20 protein-coding genes and 1 tRNA gene are annotated in these 20,504 nt (G+C 69.5%); 19 read left to right on the top strand and 2 right to left on the bottom strand.

Translation table 11 applies throughout. The annotated features are described in order from the left end of the window. Positions 1 to 3: 3 nt before the first annotated feature. The 9 genes from trpE to HHAL_RS10480 all read left to right on the top strand — a co-directional run bounded on the left by trpE (position 4) and on the right by HHAL_RS10480 (position 6,670). Entirely contained in the window at positions 4 to 1,479 is a 1,476-nt protein-coding gene (gene trpE / locus HHAL_RS10520) for an anthranilate synthase component I (RefSeq protein WP_011814868.1), read from the top strand. Further along, entirely contained in the window at positions 1,476 to 2,069 is a 594-nt protein-coding gene (locus HHAL_RS10515; RefSeq protein WP_011814867.1) for an anthranilate synthase component II, read from the top strand. Before trpE ends, HHAL_RS10515 begins: the two co-directional genes overlap by 4 nt. 51 nt (positions 2,070 to 2,120) lie before the next feature. Further along, positions 2,121 to 3,149: an anthranilate phosphoribosyltransferase gene (gene trpD, locus HHAL_RS10510; protein WP_011814866.1), complete on the top strand. Its 1,029-nt coding sequence runs from the start codon at positions 2,121 to 2,123 to the stop codon at positions 3,147 to 3,149. Then, positions 3,146 to 3,964: an indole-3-glycerol phosphate synthase TrpC gene (trpC, locus tag HHAL_RS10505; RefSeq protein ID WP_011814865.1), complete on the top strand. Its 819-nt coding sequence runs from the start codon at positions 3,146 to 3,148 to the stop codon at positions 3,962 to 3,964. The genes trpD and trpC overlap by 4 nt, the downstream gene beginning before the upstream one ends. A 155-nt stretch (positions 3,965 to 4,119) precedes the next feature. Further along, positions 4,120 to 4,938: an adenosylmethionine decarboxylase gene (speD, locus tag HHAL_RS10500; protein ID WP_041595177.1), complete on the top strand. Its 819-nt coding sequence runs from the start codon at positions 4,120 to 4,122 to the stop codon at positions 4,936 to 4,938. 87 nt (positions 4,939 to 5,025) lie between these two features. Then, positions 5,026 to 5,454, top strand: a complete 429-nt coding sequence (gene rplM, locus HHAL_RS10495) for a 50S ribosomal protein L13 (protein WP_011814863.1) — start codon at positions 5,026 to 5,028, stop codon at positions 5,452 to 5,454. A 26-nt stretch (positions 5,455 to 5,480) separates the two neighbouring features. Next, on the top strand, positions 5,481 to 5,873 hold the full coding sequence (gene rpsI, locus HHAL_RS10490; RefSeq protein WP_011814862.1) for a 30S ribosomal protein S9: 393 nt from the start codon (positions 5,481 to 5,483) through the stop codon (positions 5,871 to 5,873). Between the two features lie 21 nt (positions 5,874 to 5,894). Continuing rightward, positions 5,895 to 5,968: transfer RNA gene (locus HHAL_RS10485), tRNA-Gln, on the top strand. A gap of 123 nt (positions 5,969 to 6,091) precedes the next feature. After that, positions 6,092 to 6,670: a hypothetical protein gene (locus HHAL_RS10480; RefSeq protein ID WP_011814861.1), complete on the top strand. Its 579-nt coding sequence runs from the start codon at positions 6,092 to 6,094 to the stop codon at positions 6,668 to 6,670. Here the strand turns inward: HHAL_RS10480 and HHAL_RS10475 are convergent. After that, positions 6,667 to 7,470: a class I SAM-dependent methyltransferase gene (locus HHAL_RS10475; protein ID WP_011814860.1), complete on the bottom strand. Its 804-nt coding sequence runs from the start codon at positions 7,468 to 7,470 to the stop codon at positions 6,667 to 6,669. The two genes, HHAL_RS10480 and HHAL_RS10475, sit on opposite strands and share 4 nt — an antisense overlap. Before the next feature lie 62 nt (positions 7,471 to 7,532). Here HHAL_RS10475 and phaC point away from each other — a divergent pair, with 62 nt between their 5' ends. From phaC to HHAL_RS10450, 5 genes are all read left to right on the top strand, one after another. Continuing rightward, positions 7,533 to 9,338, top strand: coding sequence for a class I poly(R)-hydroxyalkanoic acid synthase (gene phaC / locus HHAL_RS10470; RefSeq protein WP_011814859.1), 1,806 nt, complete (start codon positions 7,533 to 7,535; stop codon positions 9,336 to 9,338). A gap of 84 nt (positions 9,339 to 9,422) precedes the next feature. Next, entirely contained in the window at positions 9,423 to 9,659 is a 237-nt protein-coding gene (locus HHAL_RS10465; RefSeq protein WP_011814858.1) for a hypothetical protein, read from the top strand. 46 nt (positions 9,660 to 9,705) lie between these two features. After that, positions 9,706 to 10,197, top strand: coding sequence for a 5-(carboxyamino)imidazole ribonucleotide mutase (purE, locus tag HHAL_RS10460; RefSeq protein ID WP_011814857.1), 492 nt, complete (start codon positions 9,706 to 9,708; stop codon positions 10,195 to 10,197). After that, on the top strand, positions 10,194 to 11,348 hold the full coding sequence (locus HHAL_RS10455) for a 5-(carboxyamino)imidazole ribonucleotide synthase (RefSeq protein ID WP_011814856.1): 1,155 nt from the start codon (positions 10,194 to 10,196) through the stop codon (positions 11,346 to 11,348). Before purE ends, HHAL_RS10455 begins: the two co-directional genes overlap by 4 nt. Beyond that, positions 11,335 to 12,243: a recombination-associated protein RdgC gene (locus HHAL_RS10450; RefSeq protein WP_011814855.1), complete on the top strand. Its 909-nt coding sequence runs from the start codon at positions 11,335 to 11,337 to the stop codon at positions 12,241 to 12,243. The genes HHAL_RS10455 and HHAL_RS10450 overlap by 14 nt, the downstream gene beginning before the upstream one ends. A gap of 189 nt (positions 12,244 to 12,432) precedes the next feature. Here the strand turns inward: HHAL_RS10450 and HHAL_RS10445 are convergent, their stop codons facing one another. Beyond that, positions 12,433 to 13,086 carry an arylesterase gene (locus HHAL_RS10445; protein ID WP_011814854.1) on the bottom strand — a complete coding sequence of 218 codons (654 nt, stop codon included), beginning with the start codon at positions 13,084 to 13,086 and terminating at the stop codon, positions 12,433 to 12,435. Between the two features lie 15 nt (positions 13,087 to 13,101). Here HHAL_RS10445 and HHAL_RS10440 point away from each other — a divergent pair, with 15 nt between their 5' ends. From HHAL_RS10440 to HHAL_RS10420, 5 genes are all read left to right on the top strand, one after another. Further along, positions 13,102 to 13,812 (top strand): ABC transporter ATP-binding protein, encoded by a 711-nt coding sequence (locus HHAL_RS10440; RefSeq protein ID WP_011814853.1) that lies wholly within the window; start codon positions 13,102 to 13,104, stop codon positions 13,810 to 13,812. Further along, positions 13,809 to 16,316, top strand: a complete 2,508-nt coding sequence (locus tag HHAL_RS10435) for an ABC transporter permease (protein ID WP_011814852.1) — start codon at positions 13,809 to 13,811, stop codon at positions 16,314 to 16,316. The genes HHAL_RS10440 and HHAL_RS10435 overlap by 4 nt, the downstream gene beginning before the upstream one ends. Before the next feature lie 117 nt (positions 16,317 to 16,433). After that, positions 16,434 to 17,708, top strand: coding sequence for a LytR C-terminal domain-containing protein (locus HHAL_RS10430; protein WP_011814851.1), 1,275 nt, complete (start codon positions 16,434 to 16,436; stop codon positions 17,706 to 17,708). A gap of 4 nt (positions 17,709 to 17,712) precedes the next feature. Then, the gene (locus HHAL_RS10425) at positions 17,713 to 19,035 is read left to right on the top strand and encodes a conjugal transfer protein TraF (protein ID WP_011814850.1); all 1,323 of its coding nucleotides are present in this window, start codon (positions 17,713 to 17,715) and stop codon (positions 19,033 to 19,035) included. Then, a complete protein-coding gene (locus HHAL_RS10420) occupies positions 19,022 to 20,503 on the top strand; it encodes a hypothetical protein (protein ID WP_011814849.1) in 1,482 nt (493 codons plus the stop codon). Before HHAL_RS10425 ends, HHAL_RS10420 begins: the two co-directional genes overlap by 14 nt. Position 20,504: the final 1 nt, after the last annotated feature.

The following is a 20,504-nucleotide window of genomic DNA, read 5'->3' as shown; positions in this document are numbered from 1 at the left end:
GCCATGAAAGAGCACGAGTTCCACAGCCTCGCCGAAGCCGGGTACACCCGTATCCCGCTCATCCGCGAGGTCCTGGCCGATCTCGACACCCCGCTGTCCACCTATCTCAAGCTCGCCCGCGGGCCGCGCTCCTTCCTCTTCGAGTCGGTGGAGGGCGGTGAGAAGTGGGGCCGCTACTCCATCATCGGGCTGCCGGCCCGGACCGAGATCGCCGTCTACGGGCACCGGGTTGAGGTCCGCCGCGATGGCGCGCTCGTCGACGAGCAGCAGGTGCGCGATCCGCTGGCCTGGATCGAGGCGTATCAGCACCGTCATCGCGCCGCGACGCCCTCCGGATTCCCGCAGATGCCGCGGTTCCTGGGGGGGCTGGTGGGGTACTTCGGCTACGACACGGTGCGCTACGTCGAGCCGCGGCTGGCCGCTAGCGCCCCGGAAGACCCCCTCGGGCTGCCGGACATCTGCCTGGTGGAGGCCGAGGAGGTGGTCGTCTTCGACAACCTCGCCGGGCGGCTCTATCTGGTGGTCCACTGCGATCCGCGCGAGCCGGACGCCTATGCAGCCGGCCTGGCACGGCTGGACGAACTGGCCGGGCGGCTGGCCGAGCCCCTGGAGCGCACCCGGCGTCCGGGCGGCGGCGTGGCGGCGGGGGAGCCCCGCTACAACTTCACCCAGGCCGGGTTCGAGGCCGCGGTGGAGCGGATCCGCGAGTACATCGCCGCCGGCGACGTGATGCAGGTGGTCCCGTCGCAGCGCATGAGCATGCCGTTCAGCGCGGAGCCCCTCGATCTCTACCGCGCGTTGCGCTGCACCAACCCCTCGCCCTACATGTACTTCCTCGACCTCGGCGCCTGCCAGGTGGTCGGCTCCTCGCCGGAGATCCTGGTCCGCCTCGAGGATGGCGAGGTGGCCGTGCGCCCGATTGCCGGGACCCGCAAGCGCGGCGCCACCGAGGCCCGCGACCAGGAGCTGGAACAGGAGCTGGTCTCCGACCCGAAGGAGATCGCCGAGCACGTGATGCTCATCGACCTCGGGCGCAACGACGTCGGCCGGGTCGCCGAGACCGGCACGGTGCGCCTGACCGAGCGCATGGTGGTGGAGCGCTACTCCCAGGTCATGCACATCGTCTCCAACGTGGTCGGGCGGCTGCGACCGGGGCTCGGTCCCATGGACGTGCTGCGGGCCACCTTCCCGGCCGGCACGGTCTCCGGCGCGCCGAAGATCCGTGCCATGGAGATCATCGACGAGGTCGAGCCGGTCAAGCGCGGTGTCTACGCCGGCGCCGTCGGCTATCTCTCCTGGTCGGGGAACATGGACACCGCCATCGCGATCCGGACCGCGGTGGTTCACGATGGCCAGGTCCACGTCCAGGCGGGTGCCGGTGTGGTCGCAGACTCGGTTCCCGAGCTGGAGTGGAAGGAGACCCTGAACAAGGGCCGGGCGCTGCTGCGCGCCGTCGAGATGGCCGAGGCTGGCTTATGATCCTGATGATCGATAACTACGACTCGTTCACCTGGAATCTCGTCCAGTATCTGGGCGAGCTGGGTGCCCGAGTCGAGGTGGTGCGCAACGACGAGATCAGTATCGACGAGGTGCGCCGCCTGCGCCCGGAGCGCATCGTGATCTCCCCGGGGCCCTGCACCCCCAACGAGGCCGGCGTCTCGCTGGAGGTGGTCCGCGCCCTGGCCGGCGAAGTGCCCATCCTCGGTGTCTGCCTGGGGCACCAGACCATCGGGCAGGTGTTCGGCGGCCGCGTGATCCGGGCCCGCGAGGTCATGCACGGCAAGACCTCCCCGGTGCGCCACCGCGGCCAGGGGGTCTTCGCCGGTCTGCCCGAGCCGCTGGAGGCCACCCGCTACCACTCGCTGATCGTCGAGCGCGAGAGCCTTCCGCAGGAGCTGGAGATCACCGCCTGGACCGAGGGGCCCCACGGCGCCATCGACGAGATCATGGGGCTGCGCCACCGCCGACTGCCGGTGGAGGGCGTGCAGTTTCACCCCGAGTCGATCCTTACCTCCGCCGGGCACGATCTTCTGCGCAACTTCCTGGAGCAGCCCCGCGCCGTCGCCTGAACCCTGCGCCCTGAACGCTGCACACTGAACCGAAAAAAACCGAGGCACCCTATGGACCTAACCGCCGCCCTTCGTCGCATCACGGAGAACCAGGATCTCAGCCCCGATGAGATGACCGCGGTCTTCCGCACCATCATGACCGGCGGGGCGACGCCGGCGCAGATCGGTGGCTTCCTCATCGGCATGCGGCTCAAGGGGGAGACGGTCCAGGAGATGGCCGCCGCCGCCTCGGTCATGCGGGAGCTCGCCGAGCGGGTCGATGTCGGCGACGACTTCCACCGCCTGGTGGACACCTGCGGCACCGGTGGCGATGCCCGCGGCACCCTGAACGTCTCGACCGCCGCCGCCTTCGTGACCGCCGCCGGGGGCATCCCGGTGGCCAAGCACGGCAACCGCTCGGTCTCCGGGCGCAGCGGCAGCGCCGACCTGCTCGAGGCCTGCGGCGCCACGCTGGAACTCAGCAGCGAGGCGGTGGCTGAGTGCATCCGTCGGGTCAACGTTGGTTTCCTCTTCGCCCCGCTGCACCACAGCGCCATGAAGCACGCCGTGGGACCGCGCAAGGAGCTCGGGGTCCGCACCCTGTTCAACCTGGTGGGCCCGTTGTCCAACCCCGCCGGGGCGCGGCGCCAGCTGCTCGGGGTCTTCGGGCAGGAGTGGGTGCGCCCGGTGGCCGAGGTGCTCCAGGCGCTGGGCAGCGACCACGTGCTGGTGGTCCACGCCGAGGACGGGCTCGACGAGATCAGCATCGCCGCACCGACGCGGATCGCCGAGCTGCGCAACGGCCAGATCGAGGAGTACACCGTCACGCCGGAGGATCTGGGGCTGCGCAGCGCGCCGCTCAATGAGGTGACCATCTCCGGCACCAAGGACAGTCTGGCGATGATCCGTGCCGCCTTCTCCGGCGAGCGCATTGCCGCCATGGAGCTGATCGCCGCCAACGCCGGCGCTGCGCTCTATGTTGGCGGCGAGGCCCCCGATCTGCGTCGTGGTGTGGAGCGAGCCCGGGAACTCATGACCTCCGGTGCCGCCGCTCAGACGCTGGAGCGCTTCGTGGCGACGACCAAGGAACTCGCCCAATGAGCGCGCCCGGGACGCCGGATATCCTGCGCCGCATCCTGCGCCGTAAGGTCGAGGAGGTGGTCGAGCGGGCCGAGAGCCGCTCGCTGCGCGAGCTCTCGGCCGCTGCGGCCGATCTGCCGCCGACCCGCGGGTTCCGCGACGCGCTGCTGCAGCGGATCGAGGCCGGGGGTACCGGGGTGATCGCCGAGATCAAGCGGGCCTCGCCGAGCCGTGGCGTGATCCGCGAGGACTTCCAGCCGGCGGCTATCGCCGTCGATTATCAGCGTCATGGTGCCGCGTGCCTGTCGGTCCTGACCGACCGCGACTTCTTCCAGGGCGACGACGCCCACCTGCAGGCGGCCCGCGAGGCCGTTCAGCTGCCGGTGCTCCGCAAGGATTTCACCGTCGATACCTATCAGGTCTATGAGGCCCGCGTCCTCGGGGCCGACTGCATCCTGCTCATCGCCGCGGCGCTGGGCGACGCGCAGCTGGCCGAGCTGCACGCCTTGGCGGTCGAGCTGGGCATGGATGTGCTGATCGAGGTCCACGATGCCGAGGAACTGGCCCGGGTCGGGCCGCTGGGGCCTGCCCTGGTCGGTGTGAACAACCGCGATCTGCGGACCTTCCACACAGACCTGGCGACCAGTGAGGTGTTGTCCGAGTCGATGCCGGCCGGCGCGCTGGCGGTGACCGAGAGCGGCATCCACACCCGTGAGGACGTGGCACGCATGCACGCGGCGGGGATCCACGCCTTCCTGGTCGGCGAGGCCTTCATGTCGGCCCCAAGCCCCGGGGCACGGCTCGCCGAGCTGTTCGGGAGCCCCGCCGGGGTGTAACCGGCCCCCCTGGGCGAGCGGGTTCCCGGGGGCCGTGGCGGAACGGTGGCAGTCATGACGCTGTCCACCACAAAGGTGGCGTTATCGCCAGATTTGTGCATAATTCCCGCTCTCTTGAGCGCACACTTCCCAACAACGACGGGAGGGCCCAGGCGTTGGTCGATTACACCCGCATCCGGCTCCACGGCTTCAACAATCTGACCAAGTCGTTGAGCTTCAATATCTACGACGTTTGCTACGCCAAGACCGAGGCGCAGCGGCGGGCGTACATCGAATACATCGACGAAGAGTACAACGCCGAGCGGCTAACCGAGATCCTTACCAATGTCGCCGAGATCATCGGCGCCAATGTGCTCAACGTGGCGCGTCAGGACTACGACCCGCAGGGCGCCAGCGTGACCATCCTCATCTCCGAGGGGCCGGTCTCCCCCGAGGAGGCCGAGGAGAGCGCCGAGGCGCGGCCGGGGCCGCTGCCCGACGACGTGGTGGCCCACCTGGACAAGTCGCACATCACCGTGCACACGTACCCGGAGATGCACCCGGACAAGGGAGTGAGCACCTTTCGGGCGGACATCGACGTCTCCACCTGCGGGGTCATCTCACCACTGACGGCGCTCAACTACCTGATTCACTCCTTTGACTCGGACATCGTGACCATGGACTACCGCGTGCGCGGCTTCACCCGCGACGTGGAGGGCCACAAGCACTTCATCGATCACGAGATCAACTCGATCCAGAACTACCTGTCCGAGGATACAAAGGAGCGCTACCAGACCCTGGACGTGAACGTCTACCAGGAGAACATCTTCCACACGAAGATGATCCTGCGCGAGTTCGATCTGGATAACTACCTCTTCGGGGAGTCGAGCGCGGACCTCGACGAGGAGGAGGCGAACACCATCCGCAGGCACCTGCGCCGGGAGATGATGGAGATCTTCGCCGGGCGTAACCTGCCGGCCAACCAAGAAGTCTGAGCCGCCGCGGACGGCGGGGGCGGCGGCGGTTGCCAGTACCGCTGCCTTCCGTTATGATGCGCGGTCTTCGACGGAGAGAGCGAAGCGATGAAGACGTATAGCGCCAAGCCCGCAGAGGTTCAACGCGACTGGTACCTGGTTGACGCCACCGACAAGACGCTCGGTCGGCTGGCCAGCGAGGTTGCGCATCGCCTGCGCGGCAAGCACAAGCCGGTCTTTACTCCGCACGTCGACGCGGGCGATTATATTGTCGTCATCAATGCCGACAAGATTCGCCTGACCGGGCGGAAGGAGCGAGACAAGCAGTATTTCTGGCACACCGGTTTTCCGGGCGGCATCAAGAGCCGTTCCGTGGCCGAGGTGCGTGAACGTCATCCGGAGCGCCTGATCGAGAGCGCGGTGCGCGGGATGATGCCGAAGAACCGGCTGGGCCGGGCCATGCTCAAGAAGCTCAAGGTCTACGCCGGCAACGAGCACCGTCATCACGCTCAGCAGCCGCAGCCGCTGGAGCTCTGAGGCTACAATCGGGAACGATCAAGACCATGGCCAATCAGCAGTATTACGGAACCGGACGCCGCAAGACCTCCGCCGCGCGGGTCTTCATGACCCCGGGTAACGGAAACATCACTGTCAACGGGCGCCCGCTGGATGAGTACTTCGGGCGTGAGACGGGACGCATGATCGTGCGCCAGGCCCTGGAGCAAGTCGACGCCGGCGACAAGTTCGACATCAAGGCGACCGTCTCGGGCGGTGGCTCCAGCGGTCAGGCTGGTGCCGTGCGCCACGGCATTGCCCGCGCGCTGGCCAACTACGATGCCGAGCTCAAGGCGCCGCTGCGCCGTGCCGGCTTCATTACCCGCGACGCCCGCATGGTCGAGCGGAAGAAGATCGGCCTGCACAAGGCCCGTCGCGCGACGCAGTTCTCCAAGCGTTAACGCGTCGCACCAGGCTTCTCCTGGGGGATCGTCTAGCGGTAGGACTACGGACTCTGACTCCGTCAGCGGTGGTTCGAATCCACCTCCCCCAGCCATCTACACCGCAGACACAGACCGCCAGCGCACGCCCCCGGGCGTCGCTGGCGGTTTGCGTTGGGATCTCGTACTCTGACTGAGTCAGTGGCCAGCGGCCGCCCGGTCGTACGGAGGGGTTCCCGATGAGGTGTCTTCGAGCCGCAGTAGCGGCCTGCGTGATGCTGGCGGCAACGGCGGGTGCCAGCAACGCCTCCGAGCCGGATCAGGTGGAGTACCGGACCGGCCTGGACGTGCTTGAGTTCTTTCTCAGCGCCTCTCAGCCGATGGACAACGAACGCGCCCAGGCGCTGTTCGGCGCCGCCGTGGCCTCGAATATGCGGGTGCCACCGGAGCACCTCGGTGTCGCCTTCCACGACCGTCGCACCGGCGGTGCCCTCGATCCCCAGGAGGTGCGGGAGTTGATCGGCCCCGTCCGCCAGGACGGCGCGCGGCAGCTGATCCACAGTGTCTCGGCCCTGTTCGCCGGCTACATGCCCATGGCGCCGGACCAGCTGGAGTTGCTGCTCGACGCCGCCTTCGTAGCCAGCCTGCGCCGGCCGCCGCCCCATATCGACGTCGAGTTCTATGATCGGCGCCACGGCCCGACGGGCCTCGGCGGGGGCGTCTCCGGCCGCGTTCCGGACGATGGAGCGGGGGCCACCGAGCCGGGGCCAGGAGGGGGTCCAGGGGTCGGTGGCGGGCTGGTCCCAGGATTGCGCTAGCCGTTGACCTCGTAGACGTCGAAGCGTACGGCCCGACCGGCGACCGACCGGCTCGGCGGCGGGCCGGCCACCGGGGCCGCGCGCTGTGGCCGCTTGACCACGACCCGGCGGGTGGCGTGCCCCAGTGCGGCAGCCAGCAACTGATCCTCATCGGGGCCCCGAGCGTCGGCGTGCAGTGCCCGCAGGACCTGGGCCGGCCGGCCCACGGCGCCCCGCGTCGATCCGTCGGGGTACATCGGGTCGATATACACGACCTCACGGCTGGTTGCGTCGAGCTCCGGCAGCAGATGGCACAGGTCGCCCGGGTGAAGGCGCACCCGGGTGGCGGTGTCGGCGTGTTGCGCATTCGCTCGGGCGCGCTCCAGGGCTGCATCCAGGAGGGCGGCGAGGACCGGGCTACGCTCGATCCAGGTCATCCGGGCGCCCAGGGCGGCGAGTACCCAGCCGTCGTGGCCGAGTCCGGCGGTGGCGTCGACGACCGCGGTCTGCGGCCGCCGGTGCAGGCCCACGGCGCGGGCCAGCGGGTCCCGGCGCAGGGTGGAACCGGCGACCCGGCGCTGGAGCTGATGGTCGGTGAAGTCGATGGCCACCGGACCGGGGGCCCGACGGCCGAGCAACTGCAGCGCCGGCGGCTCGTCAGCGAGCAGGATCACCCCAGAGCCTTCCTGGGGCCGGTGTTCGAGCACCGGTACCCCGAGCTGCTCGGCCCAGGCGGCGGCTGCGGCGGGGTGGTCGCCGACGGCGACCACCCCGCACAGGCCCGGATCGGTTGATGCATCGCAACGCAACCCTGCGTGCATTACTATGTTCCCCCGGAGATATGACACCCTCGGGGCGCGTAGCCCCGATCGCGAGGAGCGGTATGGCACAAGAGAATGGCACCCGGAACCAGGATATCGACTACGAGGCGCTCGCCCGGTCGCTGACGGAGATCACCGCCAAGAGCCAGGAGCTGGTGCAGGACTTCCTGCAGCAGGAACAGTCGGCGCACCACTTGGCCATGGAGGACGCGGCGCAGATGGCGCAGCTGTTCCAACAGCTGGCGGCGCGCGTGATGGCCGACCCGGCGCGGCTGATGCAGATGCAGATGGCCTTCTGGCAGAACTACATGGGGCTGATGCAGAACGTTGCCCTGCGCTTCTGGGGGCTGGAGTCCGAGCCGGTGGCGCAGCCGGCCAAGGGCGATCGCCGCTTCCAGCACCAGGGCTGGGAGGATCACCCGTTCTTCGATTTCGTCAAGCAGTCCTACCTCCTGGCGGCGGATCATACCCATGCGGTGGTCCGTGACGTGGAAGGGCTCGACGATCAGACCAAGAAGAAGGTGGATTTCTACACCCGGGCGTTCATCGACGCCATGGCCCCGTCGAACTTCGTCGCCACCAACCCCGAGGTGCTTCAGAAGACCGTCGACACCGGCGGCCAGAACCTGCTGCAGGGACTCAACAACCTGCTGGACGACCTCAAGCGCGGTCGCGGGCGGCTCGATATCCGCATGACAGACTACGACGCCTTCGAGGTCGGCACCAATCTCGCGACCACCCCGGGCCAGGTCGTCTACCAGAACGAGTTGATGCAGCTCATCCAGTATGAGCCCACCACCACCGAGGTGCACAAGCGCCCGCTGCTGCTGGTGCCGGCGTGGATCAACAAGTACTACATCATGGACCTGAACGACGAGAAGTCCATGGTGAAGTGGCTGGTGGACCAGGGCCACACGGTGTTCATCATCTCCTGGCGCAATCCCGACGAGAGCCTGGCCGAGAAGCAATTCGAGGACTACATGCTCGAGGGACCGGTGACGGCCATGGACGTGGTCCAGGAGATCACCGGCAGCGAGGAGATGAACCTGGTCGGCTACTGCCTGGGCGGGACCCTCTCGGCCTGCACCCTGGCCTGGCTGGCGGCCCGCGGCGATCGGCGCATCCAGGCGGCCACCTTCCTCACCTGCATGCTGGATTTCGAGTATCCGGGCGAACTCGAGGTCTTCCTCGACGAGGAGCAGATCTCCACGCTGGAGCGGCGCATGGGCCAGAAGGGCTACCTGGAAGGTCGCTACATGTCCACGACCTTCAACATGCTCCGCGCCAACGACCTGATCTGGTCGTTCTTCGTGAACAACTACCTTAAGGGCGATGAGCCGTTCCCCTTCGATCTGCTCTACTGGAACTCCGATTCCACCAACATGCCGGCCAAGATGCACAGCTTCTACCTTCGCAACATGTACCAGCGCAATCTGCTCAAGGAGCCGGGTGGGCTGGAGCTGGCCGGCGAGGCCATCGACCTGGGCAAAATCGACATTCCGGCCTACTTCATGTCGGCCAAGGAGGACCACATCGCCCCCTGGAAGAGCACCATCCGGGGCCCGCGGTTGCTCTCCGGTCCCACCCGCTACGTCCTGGGTGGCTCCGGCCATATCGCCGGGGTGATCAACCCGCCCCACAAGAACAAGTACGGCTACTGGACGAACACCGCCAAGACGGTGGACCAGGACGAGTGGCTGGAAGGGGCCGAGCCCCACGAGGGGTCATGGTGGAACGACTGGGGGCAGTGGCTCGCCGGGTACGGCGGTGACAAGGTGAAGGCGCGCAAGGTCGGCTCGAAGAAGCATGCGCCGATCGAGCCGGCACCCGGCTCCTATGTGCGACACGGCGTGCTCTACGACGACTGAGCCCGCCCACGGGCCGGGGTGGCGTGGGGCGCCACCCCGGCTTAAACTCAACACTCCAGTGAACGGTGCGAGCAGCGCGTTGCCATGGACGTGACCTCCTTCAACCCGTCGGGGATGCAGGCCATCCACCGCGCTGACGAGGGGCTGACCCGGACCGCCGCCCAGGTGGCCCGGGTGACGGCGCAGGCCGATCCGCGCTCCGAGGAGATGAACACCGCGGTCATCCAGTCGCTGAGCTACGAACAGCAGGGTCACGCCGGGGTCCGGGTGGTGCGGGCCGTCGACGAGATGACCGGCACGCTGCTCAACATCCGTTCCTGATCTTCCCGCCCGTGCTACAATTTTCGCTTTTGCGAGTGAACCCGCTATGACCGACGCGCAGCCTTTAGTGGGCGTCGTGATGGGCAGCAGTTCCGACTGGGATACCCTCTCCGGCGCCGCCGAGGTGCTTCGCGATTTCGAGGTGCCCCACGAGGCCCGGGTGGTCTCTGCCCACCGAACCCCGCAACTGATGGCCGACTACGCCGCCGAGGCCGAGCAGCGTGGCCTGCGGGCGATCATTGCCGGCGCCGGCGGCGCGGCGCATCTGCCCGGCATGCTCGCCGCGCAGACCATCGTGCCGGTGCTCGGCGTCCCGGTGCAGTCGAAGGCCCTCAACGGCCTCGATTCGCTGCTTTCCATCGTGCAGATGCCGGCCGGTGTGCCCACGGCGACTTTCGCCATCGGCACCGCCGGGGCGCGCAACGCCGCGCTGTTCGCCGTGGCCATGCTGGCCCGCGAGGAGCCCCGCTACGCTGAAGCCCTGAGGGCGTTCCGTGCCCAACAGGCCGAGCGTGTCTACGGGGAGGAACTCTCGTGAGCGGCCCGGCGCCGATCCTCCCCGGTGCAGCCATCGGGATCCTCGGCGCCGGTCAGCTCGGGCGCATGCTCGCCATGGCGGCGCGCCGCTCGGGCTACCGGGTGCACGTCATCGCCCCCGGCGCCGGGCAGGCGCCGGCCGGGCAGGTGGCGGATCGGGTGCACGATGCCGAGCCCACGGCGGAGCTGCTGTCCAGCCTGGCCGACGAGGTGAGCGTGCTCACCTACGAGTTCGAGAACCTGCCGCGTGCGGCCGTCGAGGCCGCCGCCGAGCGCCTGCCGGTGCGGCCATCGCCCCGTGCTCTGGCCACCACCCAGCACCGTATTCTGGAGAAGACCTTCCTGCGCGAACACGGCCTGCCCGTGGTGCCCTTCGAGGCCGTTCACGGCCCCGAGGAGGCGGCTGCTGCCGTGGCGCGTATCGGTGCCCCAGCGGTGATCAAGAGCGCCGGGCTGGGCTACGACGGCAAGGGCCAGGCCCGGGTGGAGAGCGCCGATGAGGTATCGGCCGCGTGGTCGGCTGTCGGCGCCGACGAGGCGGTGGTCGAGGCCTGCGTCGATCTCGCCATGGAGGTCTCCGTGGTCGCCGCCCGCGGCGTCGATGGCAGCTTCGCCCACTACGGGGTGACCGAGAACCGCCACCGGCACCACATCCTCGATCTATCGATCGGCGACGCCGAGCTCGACCCGGCGGTGTGCCGGCAGGCCGTGGAGATCGCCCGAGCGGTGGGCGAGGGTCTCGACGCTGTCGGCACCTACTGCGTGGAGTTCTTCATCGACGGCGCCGGGCGGCTGATGGTCAACGAGATCGCCCCGCGCCCGCACAACTCCGGGCATCTGACCATCGAGGGGGCGGCAACCTCGCAGTTCGACCAGCAGCTGCGTGCCATCTGCGGACTGCCCCTGGGCAGTACCCGGCGGTTGGCCCCGGCGGCCATGGTGAACCTGCTCGGCGACGTCTGGGATGCCGGCACGCCGCCGTGGGCCGAGGTCTACCAGGAGCCGACGGCCACCCTGCACCTCTACGGCAAGGGGGCGCCGAGCCCCGGCCGGAAGATGGGCCATATCACCGTCCTCGGCGAGGACCGGCAGGAGGCCGCCGAGCGCGCCCTGAACCTGCGCAACCGACTGGCACCCCATGTGGTTTCGTAATCTCATCCCCTACCGCCTCCGCGACCAGGTCGCCTACGACCCGGAGACTGCGGATCAGCGTCTGGCCGCGCTGGCCTTCACCCCCTGCGGGGCGCTGGAGCCGAGTCGCAGCGGCTTCGTGCCGCCGCTCGGTCCGGGGGCGCCGCTGGTGCACGCCGCCGCCGGTAGCCTGCTGTTCTGCCTGCAGGAGGAGACCAAGCTGCTCCCCGCCGCGGTGATCCGCGAGGCGATGGACGAGCGGATCGGTGCGGTGGAGGCCGCCGAGCACCGCAAGGTGCGCAAGCGCGAGCGGGATCGCATCCGCGACGAGGTGGTCACCGACCTCATGCCGCGGGCGTTCAGCCGCCACAAGCGCACCTGGGGCTACCTGGATACCGAGGCCGGCTACCTGGTGGTGGATGCCGGCTCCGAGAAGCAGGCCGAGCACTTCGTCGAGCAGCTCCGCGAGGCGTGGGGGGATCTCACCCTGAGCCCGCCGGAGACGGAGATGGGGCCGGGCACCATCATGACCCGCTGGCTGGCGCAGCAGCAGCTCCCCGGCGACCTTGAGCTGGGCGAGGAGGCCGTGCTCGAGGACCCCAACGCCGAGGGCTGCGAGGTCCGCGTCAAGCGCCAGGACCTGACCTCGGAGGAGATGCGCGCCCACATCGACGCCGGCAAGCGGGTGCGCCGGCTGGCGGTGACCTACAGCGAGCGTCTCAGCGCGGTGATCGACACCGATCTGAGCCTGCGTCGGCTGAAGTTCCACGACGTCATCCGCGAGCAGGCCGGCGATCGCGACCCGGAGAGCCAGGCCGAACAGCTCGATGCCGACTTCTCGCTCATGACCCTCGAGCTGCGCACGCTGATCCCGCGCCTGATGGAGTGGTTCGGCGGGGAGAAGGCCCCCTCCTGACGGCCGCCCAGGCCGGGTCGGGTTCGTCCTACGGGGGGCAGCGGCGGGTCTGCCAAGGGCCTCGCTCGCCAGGGATGGCGAGCGTGGAGCCTCTAGGGATGGACTTGTGGCGTCCCTTCGCAGACCCGCCGCTGCCCCCCGTAGGACGAACCACCATGGCCGTGTGCTCGAAGGGTGTCGGACCGGCCGTCAGGAGGGTCCGTCGAGCATCTCGCGCAGGGTCTCCCAGACCGTCTCGGCGATCTCCGGCTGCGCCTTGGCCGTGGGGTGGACGCCGTCGTCCTGCATCATCCCGTCCCGGTCCCAGACCCCCTCGAGCAGGAAGGGGATCACCGGCACGTCTTGCTCGTCGGCCAGCTCGGGGTAGATGGCCGCGAACTGCTCGGTGTAGGTTCGCCCGTAGTTGGGGGGGATGCGGATGCCGATGAGCAGCACCCGGCTGTCGACCGCGCGCGCCTGCTCGATCATCTGCTGCAGATTGCTCCGGATCCGCTCCGGTGGCTGCCCGCGCAGGCCGTCGTTGCCGCCGAGCTGGAGGAGGACGATCTCCGGCTCGTGCTCCTCCAGGGCGTCGGGCAGACGCCGTGTCCCGCCGCTGGTGGTCTCGCCGCTGCGGCTGACGTTGGCCACCCGGTGGGGCCGGTCGGCCTCGTCCAGGCGTGCCTCGAGGAGAACGGGCCAGGCCTCGTCGCGGTCGAACCCGTAGGCGGTGGAGAGTGAGTCGCCGAAGATGAGGATGGTCGGCCGCTCGGCGGTGGCCGCCGACGGCCCCAAGAGCAGGGCCAGTGCCGCGGCGCAGAGCGCCCGGCGCAGGGAGAGCGAGAAGCAGCTGGAACCAGCCATAGGAGCGTACACCCGATGCTGAAGGAAGAAGCCGACGCCCGCGCCCCGGCGGAAACCGCCCACCCGGCCCTGGAGGCCCGCGACCTGGGGATGCGTTTCCGCGGCCCGGACGGTGAGGTCGCCCTGTTCGATCACCTGAATCTTACCATCCGCCCCGGCGAGAGCGTCGCCATCCTCGGGGCCTCCGGCTCCGGCAAGTCGACCCTGCTGGGGCTGCTCGCCGGCCTGGAGCAGCCCACCAGCGGCCAGGTCTGGGTGGCCGGGGCCAATCTGACCGCCCTCGATGAGGACGGACGCGCCGCGGCGCGGGCCGGACGCATCGGTTTCGTCTTCCAGGCCTTCCACCTGCTCGGCGGGCTCTCGGCGCTGGAGAACGTGCGCCTGGCCCTGGAGCTCTCCGGTTACGGTGGCGATGGCGAGGCCGCCGCCGCCGCCCTGCAGCGTGTCGGGCTGGGGCACCGCCTCCACCACACCCCTGAACGGCTCTCCGGCGGCGAACAGCAGCGCGTGGCCATCGCCCGTGCCTTCGTGACCGAGCCGCGGCTGCTGATGGCCGACGAACCCACCGGTAACCTGGACGACGCCACCGGCGCCCAGGTCGTCGATCTGCTCTTCGCCCTCAACCGCGAGCACAACACCACCCTGGTGCTAGTGACCCACGACCCCTCGGTGGCCGAGCGGTGCGATACCGTCTACCGCTTCCGCGAGGGGGTGCTGTCGCAATGAGCGCACCGATCTCCGCCACCGGCACCACGCTCCGCCTGGCTGCGCGCTTCCTGCGCCGCGATCTGGCCGCCGGCCGGCTGGGCATCCTCGCCGCGGCGCTGGTGGTGGCCGTGGCCGCGGTGACCGCAGTGGGCTGGCTGGGCGACCGGGTGGGGGCGGCCACCACGGAACGGGCGGCGGAGTTGATCGCCGCCGATCGGCTGGTGCGCACCGACGAGGCCGCCCCCGACGACTGGCTCGATGCGGCGCGGGAGCGGGGCCTGCAGGCGGCGCGCACGGTGGAGTTCCCCACCGTGGTCGCCGCCGATGGCCGGACCCGGCTGGTCTCGGTCAAGGCGGTGGAGTCCGGCTACCCGCTGCGCGGCGAGCTGCGAACTGCCGACGCCCGGGACGCCGACGACCGGGTGGCGGAACAACGGCCGGGGCCGGGTGCCGTCTGGGTCGAGCCGCGGTTGCTCGATCTGCTCGGTGCCGAGCTCGGCGGAGCGCTGGAAATCGGCGACATGCAGCTGCCCATGGAGCGCTTGGTCACCGCCGAGCCCGACCGGGCCGGCATGTTCGGCACGGTGGCGCCGCGGGTGCTGTTGGCGTGGGAGGACATCGCCGGCACCGGGCTGGTGGGGGAGGGCGCACGGGTCCGTCACGCCCTGCTCCTGGCCGGTCCCGAGGACGAGCTGGACGCCTTCGCCGAGTGGCTGCGCGATGCCGATGGGCCGGAGGCCGAGGTCCTCACCGGGACCGAAGCCCAGCCGGCCATCCAGGAGATCGTCGGCCAGGCGGAGCGGTTCCTCGGGCTGGCGGCGCTGATCACCGTGGTGGTGGCCGCTGCCGCCGTGCTGCTCACCGCCCGCCACTACGCCGTGGCCCAGCTCGATCGGGTGGCGGTGATGCGCGTGCTTGGGGCCCGGCAGGGTCGGGTGGTGGCCATCCAGACGGCGGTCCTGGGTGCCGTGGCGCTGGCCGCCGGGGTCCTCGGTGCGGCCATCGGCTTCGCCCTGCACGCGGTCATGATCGCCCTGCTCGCCGACGTCTTGCCGCCCAACCTGCCGGCCCCGGGGCCGCTGCCGGCCCTCTACGGGATCGGCCTCGGCGTGGCGGCCGCCGCCGGGTTCGCGCTGCCGACGGTGGCGCGGCTGCGCCACGTCCCGCCGATGCGGGTGCTGCGGCGCACCGCCGGGGCGGGTGTGGTCCGCTCCGGCGGCGCCTATGCGGTGGCGGCGGCGGTGATCGCGGCACTGATGGTCTGGCGCGCCGGCGATCTGACCCTGGCCGGTGTGGTCCTCGGGGCCACCGCCGCCACCCTGGCCGCGCTGGCGGCGGCGGCTTACGCCGCCGTGCGCCTGGCCGGCTGGCTGCGTGCGCGCAGCGGCTCGCGGCTGCTCTGGCTCACCGGCCCGAGCCGCCGCCCGGGGGCCACCGTGGTGCAGGTGGTGGCCGTGGGACTGGGCCTGATGGCGCTGCTGCTCCTCTCGGCGGTCCGCGAGGACCTGCTGGATACCTGGCAGGCCGGGATCCCGGACGACGCCCCGGATACCTTCCTCATCGATGTGGCCCCGGAGGAGGTGGAGCCGCTGCAGGCCTTCCTCGCCGAGGAACTGGATACCGAGGTGACCCTCTACGCCATCACCCGCGGCCGGCTCGACGCCATCAACGAGGCGCGCATCCGGCCCGACGACTTCGATTCGCCGCGCACCCAGCGCATGGTCGATCGCGACCTGAACCTGACCTGGGCTGAGACCCTGCCCGAGGACAACCGCGTGGTCGCCGGCGAGTGGTGGGGCGACGAGCCGGGTGACGAATGGTCGGTGGAGGCCGGCTACGCCGAGCGCGTCGGTATCGACGTGGGCGACGAGATCACCTTCGTCATCGACGGCGAGCCGGTCAGCGGCACGGTGACCTCGCTGCGGGAACTGCGCTGGGACAGCTTCAACCCCAACTTCTTCGTCATCGCCGCACCGGGGATGGTCGACGCCCACCCCGAGTACATCACCAGCTTCCGCCTGGGGGACGCCGCCGAGCGGGTGCTGCCGGAGCTCAACGAGCGCTTCCCCGGTGCGACCCCGCTGGATGTCGGCGCCATCCTCGATACCGCCCGACGGATCATCGGCCAGGGGGCGCGGGTGGTGGAGCTGATGGCCGCCCTGACCCTGGTGGCCGGGGTGGTGGTGCTGCTCGCCGCCCTGCGCACGGCGGCGGCCGAGCGGCGTTTCGAGGCCTCGCTGCTGCGCGCCCTGGGCGCCTCGCGGCGACGGCTGGAGGCCATCGCCGTGGCCGAGCTGGCCGCCTCCGGGGCCCTGGCCGGACTGCTGGCCGGCATCGCCGCCGCCTCCGGCGGCTACCTGGCGGCCCGGCACCTGTTCGACCTGACCTACGCCTTCCCCTGGGGCGTGGTGGTGCTGGGCACCGTCCTGGGCGCGGTGACGGTGGCCGGCGCGGGCTGGCTGGGGGCGCGCCGGGACTGGCGCGTCAGCCCCATGGAGCTGCTGCGCGGCGGCGAGTCCTGACCGGCCGCGTGCTGAACATCGACGCCGCGGTGAGCCCCGGCGACGTGGATCACGACGGCTCATCGGCCCCGCGGCTCAATAATCTGCCAGGCCGGCCGCTAAGCCGGGAAAGGATGGATGCTGGGACTGTCGGTATCGATGGAAGGATGGGAACGAGAGCCACGCCGAGTGGGCTGGCAGGCCGGTCTGGTCGGGGTCTTGCTGGCGTTGCCGGTGGCGACGGCCGCTTTGGAGTATCGGAGTGGCGGAGTGCTGGAGGACGGCGCCACCGAGCACCGCTTCGGGGTCGAGCGGTTCAGCTGGGCAGAGCCGCCTGGCAACGACGCGGAGTCGCGGGACGACGTTCTGCGTCTGTCGCCGTCAGCCCGCTTCGGGCTTGCCGCGGGTTACGATCTTCGCGTGGGGCTCCCTGTCCAGCAGGAGGATGATCGGCGCGATCTGCACGGTGTGGAGCTGGAACTCGGCCTGCCGCTGCGTGAGGGTGACGCAGGCCCCGACGTGACCCTGGCGGTCCACGGTCGGTTGCTCCCGGCGGATCCACCCCTCGGCAGTGGCAGCGATGGGCTGGGCGTGGCCGTTCACCTGAGTGACCGACTGGGTGAACGGGGCATCCGGCTGGACGGCTACCTCGGCCTGGAGCGGGGCGACGCGGCCCTGCGCGATGGCCCCGGCTACGAGGCCGTCAACCGCCTGCATTACGCCAATCGCATCGAATACCCCTTAGGCGCAGGCTGGGGCGTCGGTGCCGATGTGCGCACCGTGATCGGCCTCAGTGGCGAAGAGGTGCAGAACCAATTCGCCTTCGTGATCCGTCCCGGTCTCAGTTATCGACCGACCGCGAACACCACCCTGCGCGCCGCTGCAGGGCGCGAGCTGGCCGACCGTGGCGTCGAGCCGGAGTCCACAGTACAGCTCTCATTGACCCATCGGCCGCAGGCCCCGGCGCCGCGCCGTGAGCTGCAGGCGCGCCTGGCCGAGCTAGAGGATCGCCACGAGCGGATGACCCAGGAGCAGACGGGGATCGCCCAGCGTCAGGCCCGGCAGGCGGGACGGCTCTCCGAGCACGGCGAGGTGATCGACCTGGTCAAGCGCCGCGCCGGAACCCTGGAGGTCGAGGTAGTGAACCGCTCCGGTGAACGCCAGCACGCCAGTGAGGCAGTGGCCCGCCTGGAGCGCCTTGGGCACCACGTGGTCCGGCGCATGGAGCGTCCGGAGGCATCGATGCGCGACGCCAGCGTCGTCCAGTACCGCGAGGCCTACGAAGAGGCCGCGGTGGAACTCGGTGAGGCACTGCCGGGTGTCCAGGAGGTGTACCGGGCCGATCCGCCGATCGGGCCCGGGGCCGACGTGCGCTTGATTGTTGGCGCCGACTTCGGCAGCGATGGGGAGTAACGCCATGGTGATCCTGCCAAGCGCATCCCGCCGCCTGATGGCTCTGGTTGTGGCCGGGTCGGCCTCGGCTGCCGCGCCCCTGGCGCTGGCGACGCCGGTGGGCATGAGCGCCGGCTCGGCCCTGACGCTGGGCAGTGTGAGCCACCCCCATCATGCGGGCGCCGGGGGGAATCCGGCGGCCCTGGGGCTGCAGCGCCAGCGGTTTCAGGCCGGCATCCACGCAGGTCTGGCAGCGGAGCTGGGGCCGGTGGATCAGCTCATCGACGAACTCGATGACCTGCAGGATCGCCTCGACGACGGTCTCAGTCCCGGGGATTTCGAGGATTCTGCGGATTTCCAGGCAGCCGTCGAGGAGGAGGTCGAGCGGCTCCAGGCCTTCCTCGAAGACGCCGGCCGGGATGGCTACGTCAAGGCCACCGGCCACGCCGCAGCCCCCGTTCGTATGGCACTGCCCTGGGGCGAGGGTGGGCTGTCCCTGAGTGTGCGCTACAGTGGCCAGTCGCGGCTGGGTATCCTCGATGCCCCGCTGACGGCGGACATTGAAGATGAAACGGCGGAGTTGTCGACCAATACCTCGCTCTACGTGAAGGGGGCGGTGTTGCGGGAGCTGACACTGGGTTACGGACAGCCGGTCTGGTCCGCCGGGGGTGGGCGGTTGCACGCTGGGGCGTCCCTGACGCACTACCAGAGTGATCTGTCGAAGATTGTCGTACCGCTGCAGGACACCGAGGACGTCGGTGACACCCTCAGCGACGAGTACGACGCGAATCAGGAACGGGATACCGCTATTGGCGCCAATGCGGGTGTGGTCTGGGAGGCCGACCGCTACCAGCTGGGCGCGACGGCACGGAACCTCAACAAGCCCCGCCTGGACTACCCGGCGGTGGGGGAGGGCTGCGACCGTCTCGACGGCGAGGCGCAGACACGCTGCGAGGCCGCCCAGGATTTCGCCGGCCGGATCGACCTGAGCGAGACCTGGACCCTCGACCCGCAGATGACCCTCGAGGCCGCGGCCTACAATGAGGATCGGACCTGGGTCCTGGCCGGATCCCTGGATCTCAGTGACGTGCGCGACCCGGTGGGTGATGAGGTGCAGTGGGCGGCGGTCAGTGTATCGGCGGCCCCGGCGCTGCGCCTCATGCCCGAGTGGCGCTTCGGTTACCGTGAGAACCTCGCCGGCAGTGAACTGCGTTACGTCACAACGGGGCTGACCCTGTTCCGCACCCTGGAGCTGGATCTCGCCTACAGCCTGGACGGGGTGGAGTACGACGATGAAGACTACCCGCGTTCCGCGATGCTTAACCTCGGTCTCGATGTCTCGTTCTAAGGTGTGCCGGACCCTGTTTCTTGGGACGGCCGCCGCGGCGGTGCTCGGTGGTTGCGAGCTGTTCGACAGCAGCAGCGATCAGGATACCGGTTCCAGCACCGAGACCTTCACCGGTCGCGCCGTGGACGGCCCGATTGCCGGGGGGCGGGTCTACCTCGACCGCAGCGAGACCGGATGGCGCGGCAGTTTCGACCCGAGTGTGCGCACCGGCAACGGTTCAGACACCGCCGGCGAGTTCTCGCTGGAGGCCCAGGTGGAGGGCCTCGAGCGGGTGGTGCTCCGGGTGGCCGACGGCCGGGACCAGTTCCACGGCCTGCGGGTGCCCGTGACCCTGAGCCGTGACGCCGATCACGGCGGCGGGGCCACCATTACGCCGATCACCGCCCTGCTGACCGATCTCAGCGACGATCAGCGCACCGGATTCCTCAACGCCGAGAACCGCGAGGGCGATCTGGATCTGCAGATGCGCCACCTGACGGGTGATTACCTCGATTTCGGCGATGGGGACTACTCGGACGCCGGCCGCCTGCATCTGATCCGTACCGGCTATCAGGCGCAGAAACTCGTCGAGGTGGTCGCGGCCTGGCTGGAAGATCGATACGCCGATCTCGACGGTGACGGGGTCCCGGCGGATGCCGGCCACTACGTCTATCCGGCGCTGGCGGAGCACTGGGTGGATGATCGGCGCGGCCCCTCGGAAACCGGTCTGGAGGATTTCATCCGTCAGGTGGTCGAGACGGCCGAGGAACGCGCCGCGGCGGCCGTCGGCAAGGATGCGGAGAACGACCTACCAAATAAGCTCGTCGACCACCTGAAGGCCCTGTGGGAGGACCTGATTGGCGGTGATAACGGGCTGTTCGGTACGGCGCTCCTCGGCGACGACGGCGATTTCAAGAATGGGTTCGAAGTCGACGACGTCGCCGCGCGGGCCCGAGCCATCGAGGCGGCGACCCGCGTGTTGCGGGGTGCGGATGACGACAGCGGGGTCCCGGATCATGCGGAGGTTGACTTCGACTCCATCGTCGAACATCTCACCGAAAAAGAGGATTATTCGGTGGGTGACAACGGCGACTTCTCCGCGGCGCTGGATGTGGTCTGTTACCAGGAGAAGCTGGGAGAACACGACTTCGACAACGGCAACGGCCCGGACGCCAGTCAGTGCAAACGGGGCAAATTCGACTTCAATCAGGAGTCGCCGTTCACGCTTGAGGACGACGACGACGACGACGACCGTAACGTCTCCATCAAAAAGGAAGACGACGACACCCTGCGCGTGGAGGTCGATCTCGGTGATGACGGCGCCTACTCGGGCACCGCGGAGCAGCTCGACGACTACACTCTGTCCCTGAATACCGAGCTGGCCGGTCAGCCCTTCAGTGGTACCGTCCGCAGGCGAGCAACAGACAACGATCAGGACTCCTACGAATTCGAGTTCGCCGGGCAGGTGTACCAGTGGTCGGTGCCGTAAT

The organism is Halorhodospira halophila SL1, from assembly GCF_000015585.1.
Lineage (GTDB): Bacteria > Pseudomonadota > Gammaproteobacteria > Nitrococcales > Halorhodospiraceae > Halorhodospira > Halorhodospira halophila.
Note: the sequence above shows the minus strand (reverse complement) of the source record. Positions and strands in the feature narration are given on the sequence as shown.